The sequence below is a fragment of the Mesorhizobium sp. LSHC420B00 genome (assembly GCF_000503055.1).
In the GTDB taxonomy this organism is placed as follows: Bacteria; Pseudomonadota; Alphaproteobacteria; order Rhizobiales; family Rhizobiaceae; genus Mesorhizobium.
In genome coordinates this window covers 54,629-62,861 of sequence record NZ_AYVY01000029.1, presented here as the reverse complement: position 1 = coordinate 62,861, position 8,233 = coordinate 54,629, and the positions used below count along the sequence as shown (strand labels likewise).

Here is an 8,233-nt window from a genome sequence, read left to right as displayed (position 1 = left end):
ATAGACCTTGTGGAACGCCGGCAGCAGCCGGAACCCCGCAAAGGCATATAGCCCTATCACAGGCAGTGCGCTCGCAAGGTGCTCCTGCTGCACCACCAAGTAGATGGAAATCAGGAGAATTGAGGCGAACCCAACAGCCTCGATCACGTATTTTGGCGTTTCCGCCAACACGCCGCTCAGGGTCCGATAAGCACAATACCGCTTCGATGGGCGAGAGTAAGCCGCCAGGAACGTCCCCTCCCGTCCTAGCACCTTCAGTTCCTTGATCCCGCCCAACACGTCCGTCGAAGCCTTGAAACGCTCTCCATTGGCTTTCAGCCGCTCACGACCGATGCGTCCCAGCACCTCGCGCGTGAAGACATAAATCAGCGCGAACATACCGCCCGCACTCGCCGTGAGCAGCAGCGCCAGAAGCGGGTCTATGGCCAACAGAAACAATACAACAGCCAGGGCCATCAGGCCCTGCGCGACCAATACTAATGCAGGTACGACGGCATTCTCAACAAGCTCATCGACCTCGACCAGCATTGTTTTTGTCAGTTCGGCCACATTCTTGTCTAGAAAATACCGGTAGTCGCGATCCAGGCTGGCGTTCAGAAGTCGTGTCGCGATTCGGTGGCGGTGCTCATTTGCATATAGAAACTTTACATAGTGTAGGACAGCTCTGAATACGGCAATCAAGCATATAAAAACAAGCGTCCCTATGGCAAAGAATATGATAAAGGAATTATAAGAACTGAATCCTAGATCGACAAATAGTTTATTAATGATTTTGTTTGTCGTAATTATTTGGGGATCGCCCAATATCAGCAGCAGGGGAGCGATGGAAGCGACGCCAGCCACCTCCACGGCTGCCAGAACGGCCAACAGACCGACCAGCCGCGCTGCTCGGATGCGTTCTGACGGCTCCAGTAGCCCGGTGATGTCTCGAAGTGTGTGGGCGATGCTCATGTATCGGCCTTGTGCCGCGTGATGGAGATGCCGCCGGCCTGATTCAGCGTTGTTCGCTCGACAGGGGCGGTCGCGGCGCGTAGCAGCACGTCGCGGAGAATTTCCGCCAGGCAGCTTTCGCACCGATCGAACTGGAACCTCGCCAGGAAACGCGCACGGGCCGCCCTACCGAGCCGTTGGCGCAAATCCGGGTTGTGCGCGAGCTTCTCCAGCGCGTCGGCCAACGCACCGGCATCGCGGGCCGCGACCATGTACCCGCTCGAGCCCTCATCCACGATCTCCGGAATCGCCGCTTCGCCGGTCGTCACGAGCGGCAGGCTGTATGCCATCGCTTCGAGGAGGACACCGGGAAAGACTTCCTGAGGATAAAAGGTCGGGAACGCGAAGATATCGGCATCCAGCATGAACTCTGCTTTTCGGGCTCCGTAAGCGGGGCCGGCGTAGCGCACTTCCTCCGACAGGCCGAGAGCGTCGATCCGCTCCCGAAACACTTGCAAGGCGATGTCGCCCGGTTCTCCGACGAAGGTGGCCCGGAAAGGCACACCCCGGCGTTTCAGTATTTCGAGCGCACTCAGCAACACCAGCGGACCTTTGGTCTCAAACAGGTGAGACAGGAACAGTATGTGTGGGATTCGGCGAGCCGGGCGGTCAGGTAGCCGGATTTCCCGACAAGGGTCGGGGAGCGCATCCGGAAGATAGTAGACCTGCTCGTCCCGCACGAACTCCGATACGTCGTCGAAGACGTGGGGGGACAGCAGTATCACCCAGGCCTTGGAGAAGGCCCAACGGCACAGGGCCCGGTGGAGGGCGCTTCGCTCGGCAGTGCGGCGGATGCCGCGGCAGCGCATCTGCAGAATATGCGGAAAGCCGAGCCCCTTGACCAGGCCGAGCAGCACGATGCCTCCCAGAAACGCGTACCCCGTCGACGGCAACGTGTAGAGGACGACGCCGGGGGGGCGGAAGGCGAGAGCAAACAGCAGGCGTACAACATGACCGGAAAGTCGAATGATCTTGCTTAGTGCGAACCTGTTTGTATCGTCGATGGACCGCGCAAGTTGAACAGGCAGTACGTTCAGGTCGAACTCGTCGCGGATTCGCCGGGAGGAGGCAAGCCGCTGGTTGGTAATGGCCGCGCCATGTGCTGGCGGTGGTAGCTGCACCATCATTAGGACGGCATGTTTCGGCATGATCTCCTGCTCCTTCCGGCAACGTTTTGCTGACGCGGCCTGGTCGCTCCGGTTCATTCTGCAGCGGCTATTTCGCCCAAGGCAGTGGCATGGCGGCTGGCGGGCCCTGACTTCCGGAGGTAGACGAGATTCGCAGCGCCCCGTAGCGACTGCAGATAACCAATCGTGAAGGCGACGCCGATCACATACAGCGGACTTTGCAGCGCCACGTTCGAGAAGACGCAGATGAAGAGGGTGAAGTACGCCACCGCCGCATGCGCCCGCACGCGTACGGGCATTTTGGAGCTCGGATAACAGCCAATGATAACGGCGCTCCAAAGCACGAGCCCGACCATTCCCAAACGAAGGATGATGTCGAAAAAAGCATTGTGGGTGCCGATCAGCAGGAAGGATGTGTCCTCCTCCGGCAAGAAGAAGAGGCGGCCAATGACCATGGTATATTCATTCCGCAGCGCCTCGGTGCCGAAGCCGACGCCGATCCCCCAGGTCTCTGCCAGCGCCTCCAAGGCATCCCCCCAGAATGTGACGCGCCATCCGGTGTTAGGATCTAAAACAAACAAGCTGATCGGGTCGAGTATTCCGAAGATCGCCAAACCCACCAAACCTAGCATAAGGATGTTGGCCAGCGTTCGTTCCAAATGCAAACCGATCATGCAAAGAAAAGAAGCAGCCATGGCCACGAAATAGGCCAGGACGTTCTGAAGTCTGAACTCTATCGTAGCGGATAGGATAAATACGAGCATCAAAAGAAAGCCGCCCATGATTGGATTCATTCGAACCATGGCGAGGTAGGTTATTCCCACCAGAGCGATCATCACATCGTTCTGCAAGGTAACAAAGGCCTTCGGCGGGTCCAGAGGCGTCTCCATGTCGCCAAAGACGTACAAGCGCGCGGGAATGCTGACAATGAACACCAGAATGATGGTGCCGACGAGGATCGCGTCACGGTGCCGATCGATGCCCTTGTCTTCCCACCACTTTTGCGATGCGGCTATGACGGGAAGCAGAAGGAACACAAAGGAGGACTGCTGGACGATGATGCCGGCTTGGTGATATCGGGTCCAGCCATCGGGAAGAAGCTCCAGATAGGACAGGCCGACGTAAAGTAGCCCCCAGCATGTAAGAAGCAGAGCGGGAATGTTCTGCGGCGATAGGAGAGTCCGTCCGGCGTAGGCAAGCGAAAGTAGAAGGATGAAGGCAAGAAGAGGTGCACCGAGCGCCTTCAGTCCCGCACCGCCCAGCAGGCAGATGGCGAGAAGCAATATGGTGAACGCCCAGCTCCCGGCTGCGGGACGCTGCCGCCGCGGATGGAGAAGAGCAGTTGGTCCCGTCAGCCATCTTCCGTGCCAGTCGCGTTCATTCGTCGTCGAAGACATTAAGCGTCAGCCCTGCCGAATACATCTGTGCGACGGTCGGAACCAGAAGTCACTCAGCCGTCGTGGCGATCTCCACGCCGACGGGCGCCGAGCGCGCACCCGAGCCTATGGGGCTCTCGTGATTGAAAAGGATGCCGTTTGAAGCATGAATGCCATACGCTTGGCGGTAGTTTACGGTGATCCAGTATGCATACAGCTTCGCTGCCGCGTATGGGCTCCTGGGATAAAACGGGGTGGTCTCGCGCTGCGGGACTTCTTGTACTAGGCCGTAAAGTTCGGACGTGGATGCTTGGTAGAAGCGCGTCTTTTCAGTAAGCCCCAGCAGTCGGATCGCCTCCAGCAAGCGGAGCGTCCCCAAGCCATCCGTATTGGCGGTGTATTCCGGTGTCTCGAAACTTACCTGCATGTGGCTTTGCGCAGCGAGATTGTATATCTCGTCGGGTTGAACCTCCGAAACGACGCGGATGAGGTTGGTAGAGTCGCTCACGCCGCCATAGTGCAGGATGAGTCTCGGGTCCTCGTGGGGATCCTGGTACAGATTGCTCAATGCGGCCGGTATTGAAAGACGATGAGCGCCGCTTTATGCCGTGGATCAGATATCCTTGGCCGATCAAAAACTTAGCAAGGTACGCGCCATCCTGTCCGGTTACCCCGGTTATCAGAGCGGTTTTTTGTCGTGTCATGGTTGTTCCCATGCTTGTGCGACTGCGGTGCAATCGCATGGAGCAGGAATTCGCCCACGCTACCGCAGTCTGGGTGAAATCAACCCCAGTGAACCGGCTCGACGGTGCTGCGACGCCTAGGCCGGCAGCACGCTCCTCCGATGCGTCTTCACCTCGACGCATCGACCCATGATCTCGAGCAGGATGCGAACAGACTGGGTACCGTCCAGCCGATCTAACCTGCCAAGTTGTTCTGCAAATGGCCCCGACACTAGACGCACGACCTGACCAGGCCGAAGCAGATTGTCGAGATGTATTACGCCCTGCCTGTCAGTCGCCTCGATGAGCGCTTCAACAACACCTTCAGGAACCTGCGCTGGCATTTCTCCGAACCGAACAAGGTGGGCCACGCCATATGTTCCATCGATGCTGAGCCAGCGGTCCCGGCGCAGATCGAGTCTCACGAACAGGTAGCACGGGAACAGCGGCCCCATTACGACTTTCATCTGGCGGGCGTGTCGTATGGTTCTTTGCAACCTTGGCAGGAACGTGGAGAACGACTGATTCCCAAGTTCGCGTTCCGCCCTTGCCTCTTGATTGGGAAGGCACAAGACGGCGAACCAGCGTGCCGTTCTCGACTCGGCGGCCGCAGTAGTGCCTTCTGGTGCTTGGCTGCAACCGGCCCGCATCGGATTATGTCGGGCCGCGTCCATGCCCAGCCGGGACGTCAAAGGAACAGATGATTCCGACACGTGCCCCACCATAGTTCAATGAGCCTTTCTGTCAGTAAGTATTTTCACTGCAGTTCGGCATATAAGATAGATATCAAGCCAAATGCTCCAGTTATTAATGTACCATAAATCATGATTAACGCGTGCGGCCATCGCGTTCAATTCTCGTGTTTCGCCACGAAAACCATTTATCTGCGCCCATCCCGTGAGCCCGGGCTTTACATTCTGACGACGCGCGTAAAAAGCAATAAGTGCGGAGTAGTATTCGTCATGCGCGACTGCATGCGGACGAGGTCCTACAATCGACATCTCGCCCCTTAACACGTTCAACAGTTGCGGTAACTCGTCTATGCTCGTGCGCCTTAGCAGCGACCCGAAGGGCGTAACGCGCGGATCGTCAGCCGTGGCCTGCGCGATCGTCGGGCCGTCTTCGCATACCCGCATCGTACGGAATTTGTAGATCTGGAAACGCCTGCCACAGAGGCCCTGGCGCTCCTGGCGAAAGATAACCGGGCTGCCGGACGTAGCGCGGATGGCGATGCTGACGGCGATCAGCAAAGGCGCCAGCAAGACGAGTCCCGCGAGCGCGATGCTCACGTCGAGGGATCGCTTCATTGCGCGTTCGGCCCACGACAGCGGGGCCCGCTGGAGCTCGAAGCCCTTGAAGGGGCCGAAACGTAGCGCCGATGTCTGCAGCAGCCGTTCCATTGCTGCATCCGCAAACAGAAACACGGGCAGCGGAAGGCGTCCCAGTGCGGTCGCTAGGTTGCGGAGCTGCAAGCGCTTGTCCCAAGGGAAAAACAGGTAAATCTCGTCAAACGGTACCCTTTGGAGGGCGTCACGGAGCTCCCGCACTAGGTCCTCACACATTCTAGCGAACGCCCGACCGGTCACCTTGTCCGCCGGAAGGATCGACACGCCAACAATCTGTATGCCGCGGTTCTGCGCTTCGCTGAGCACTTCGGCTGATGCTTGGTCTCCAAAGCAGATGAGGTGGGCTCTCCGAATCGCAATGGCACCGCGTCCAAGCCAGACGCGCAAGGCCTTCACCGTCCCCACCCGGACAAGCACAATCGCTGCCGCACCGACTGCAAACGAAGTGATTAGCAGCTCGTGCGACAGCTCACCTATCGTTTCGACCAGGACGCCGATCCAGGCAAACACGAAGGCCACCATGAGCCAGCTCAATAGCGCGTTTCGGGCGCTGGCCATCGGCTCAAGATATAACCCGGTTGTGTATGCGCCAGAAAGGCTCTCGAAAACCACAAAGAACGTTGCAGCAAGGGAGGTCACCATCAGGACGTGGGGGTCGCGCAAATCGTAAAGGATATGCGGCTGATAAAAAAGAATGACCGCATGCACACTCAGCCCAACAATAACGAAATCAGCGACCATGCAGACCCCCACTAGAAGGGCTTGCGGAAAATGAAATGCGGCACGCCCATAAACTACCGACTTCTTGGGAATGGTTTGGATAATCTCTGTCATCCGACGCAATTCCAATGATAAGCCCGTGCCTGCGCGAGCGGATATCCGCTTCTTAAAGATTTCTTTGGTCGATCTTGGAATAAACAAGGTCTTTTGTACGTACGGCCGAACAAACTGACTCACATGGCGTCAATCTATTAAAAAAATAACATCTTAATTTCGCGAAACGTAAAAAACGTATTACATTTCATGGTTATTGTTGGTTAACATTGTCTGCTTGTCAATTGATTCGTTCGCAGCCGAATTGCGTATACGTCTACTACTTACGGAGAAGGTTCGCCGCTGGAAACGCTGAATGCGGTGGTTCCGTGGGAGGGTATTCCGCGTGCCGCTGGCGAAGGCGCTGAAGCAGCCGGATGCACTTATTTGAGAATCCACCGCCCAAGATTCTTACGTTTAAATGCCAACCCTTAGCAAAACCGGCGCATTCTTACGTTCAACTGCCAAGCGACAGCGGGAGTGGCATACGCTGCGGGCATGGTGCAGAAATTGCTCGCATCATGCCGAGGTAAAGTCGGCCGTTTGGGGCAATTCACTTTCGAAACTTTCCGCGCCACTCGGCTGCCACGCCATTCTCGGCAACCACGACTGGTGGCACGATGTCGACAGCGTCCGCGCAGCCCTCGTCGACAATGGCATTCCGGTCCTCGAGAACACCGCCACGCTTATTCGGCCGCAGGATGGCCCAGCGTTCTGGCTCGCGGGTCTTGGCGACCAGTGGGCCAAGAAGTTTTCTCGCGGCGTGTACAAGGGCGTCGACGATCTGCCTGGAACAATGGCTGGAATACCCGACGACGGCAATCCGATATTGCTCCTTGCGCATGAACCGGACATCTTCATTACTGTCCCTGACCGTGTCAGCCTGACGTTATGCGGCCATACACATGGGGGACAGGTGCGCTTGCCATTCATCGGCCCCCATCATCAATTCAGCCTACGGACAGCGCTTCGCCTATGGGCATATCGTCGAGGGTGGGCGGCACATGATCGTATCCGGGGGTTTGGGCGTATCGTGGCTGCCGGTGCGCTTCGGCGTGTCGCCGGAGATCATGGTCGTCGATATCGGCCCGAAAACGTTCTCTCTTCCTGTCGACGGATGACATCTGCCGTTCCAGAGAGACCTGCCGTTCGCGGTTGACCGTTCCGTTTGAGGGTATCGATCGTCGTGTACATGCGGTCGGGGTTTGGCCGAGTTCCCATCGCCTACAAGGCGAACGCGGCACAGTCCATCATCCTTTTTCGCAGGCCGGCTGATAGCTCTCGATTTCCACCAGAATGCCTTTGAGAAGTCGAGCCAAGCGTCCGAAACACCTTTCTTCGACATTCTCGGGACGGCCATGCTTGGACGAGCCCTCCTTTCGGCCATCGGCGGGCATACTCCTATTGGACGAGGCGGCGCGACCCAGCGTGTTAGGACTACTCCAATTGCTGAAGGGGCCTGCGTCGGGCAGCGTGCTAGAACTGTTGCGAATAGCGGATCGAAGAACCGGGACTCTGGGTATAGTCGACCAGGCCAGCCGAACACATTCCTTTTCGGAAACAGTGCTCTCATCAAAGCCACTGGCTTTCGGGAATGCGAGGCGCGCTGGTGGTTCGGCCATCCAGACACGGAGAAGTGCCCGAACTCAACCTGATGGGCGTGTAAGAGATCGGCATTGTGCTTGGCACCTTGACCCGCCGAATGGGTGTAGAGACGCGGAATTCACGACAATGAAGGCGGACGGGATCGAGTCGCTGGCCAGCCCCTGGCCAATCTCATCACCGTGAAGGGGTGCGTGTCGTTGCCCAGCCGGCAAGCGGGGTCAGGGGCTTGTTGAACAAGCCGGAAATTGTCGTCG

General features: G+C 57.6%; 5 protein-coding genes and 2 pseudogenes. 1 reads left to right on the top strand and 6 read right to left on the bottom strand.

All coding sequences use genetic code 11. The features are described from left to right. The 6 genes and pseudogenes from X760_RS67445 to X760_RS73900 all read right to left on the bottom strand — a co-directional run. Positions 1-951: ABC transporter transmembrane domain-containing protein (locus X760_RS67445; RefSeq protein WP_023721802.1), on the bottom strand; the 951-nt coding region annotated here is incomplete at its 3' end. Beyond that, entirely contained in the window at positions 948-2,138 is a 1,191-nt protein-coding gene (locus X760_RS67440; protein WP_198030548.1) for a glycosyltransferase, read from the bottom strand. The genes X760_RS67445 and X760_RS67440, both read right to left, overlap by 4 nt. 53 nt (positions 2,139-2,191) lie before the next feature. Then, positions 2,192-3,400 (bottom strand): O-antigen ligase family protein, encoded by a 1,209-nt coding sequence (locus X760_RS0139480; RefSeq protein ID WP_031194844.1) that lies wholly within the window; start codon positions 3,398-3,400, stop codon positions 2,192-2,194. A 220-nt stretch (positions 3,401-3,620) separates the two neighbouring features. Next, positions 3,621-4,209, bottom strand: a pseudogene (locus X760_RS67435) (GDP-mannose 4,6-dehydratase); the annotation flags it as partial. Between the two features lie 104 nt (positions 4,210-4,313). Further along, entirely contained in the window at positions 4,314-4,865 is a 552-nt protein-coding gene (locus X760_RS67430; RefSeq protein ID WP_031194842.1) for a transcriptional activator RfaH, read from the bottom strand. A 78-nt stretch (positions 4,866-4,943) separates the two neighbouring features. Next, a complete protein-coding gene (locus X760_RS73900; protein WP_023721798.1) occupies positions 4,944-6,395 on the bottom strand; it encodes an exopolysaccharide biosynthesis polyprenyl glycosylphosphotransferase in 1,452 nt (483 codons plus the stop codon). A 508-nt stretch (positions 6,396-6,903) separates the two neighbouring features. On the opposite strand from X760_RS73900, the pseudogene X760_RS79205 reads away from it, so the two are divergent. Beyond that, positions 6,904-7,495: pseudogene (locus tag X760_RS79205) on the top strand (metallophosphoesterase); the annotation flags it as partial. Positions 7,496-8,233: the final 738 nt, after the last annotated feature.

Coding starts and splice junctions, on each gene's coding strand:
- X760_RS67430 (WP_031194842.1), bottom strand. CDS start 4,865: ATGCGGGCCGGTTGCAGCCAAGCACCAGAAGGCACTACTGCGGCCGCC.
- X760_RS67440 (WP_198030548.1), bottom strand. CDS start 2,138: ATGCCGAAACATGCCGTCCTAATGATGGTGCAGCTACCACCGCCAGCA.
- X760_RS73900 (WP_023721798.1), bottom strand. CDS start 6,395: ATGACAGAGATTATCCAAACCATTCCCAAGAAGTCGGTAGTTTATGGG.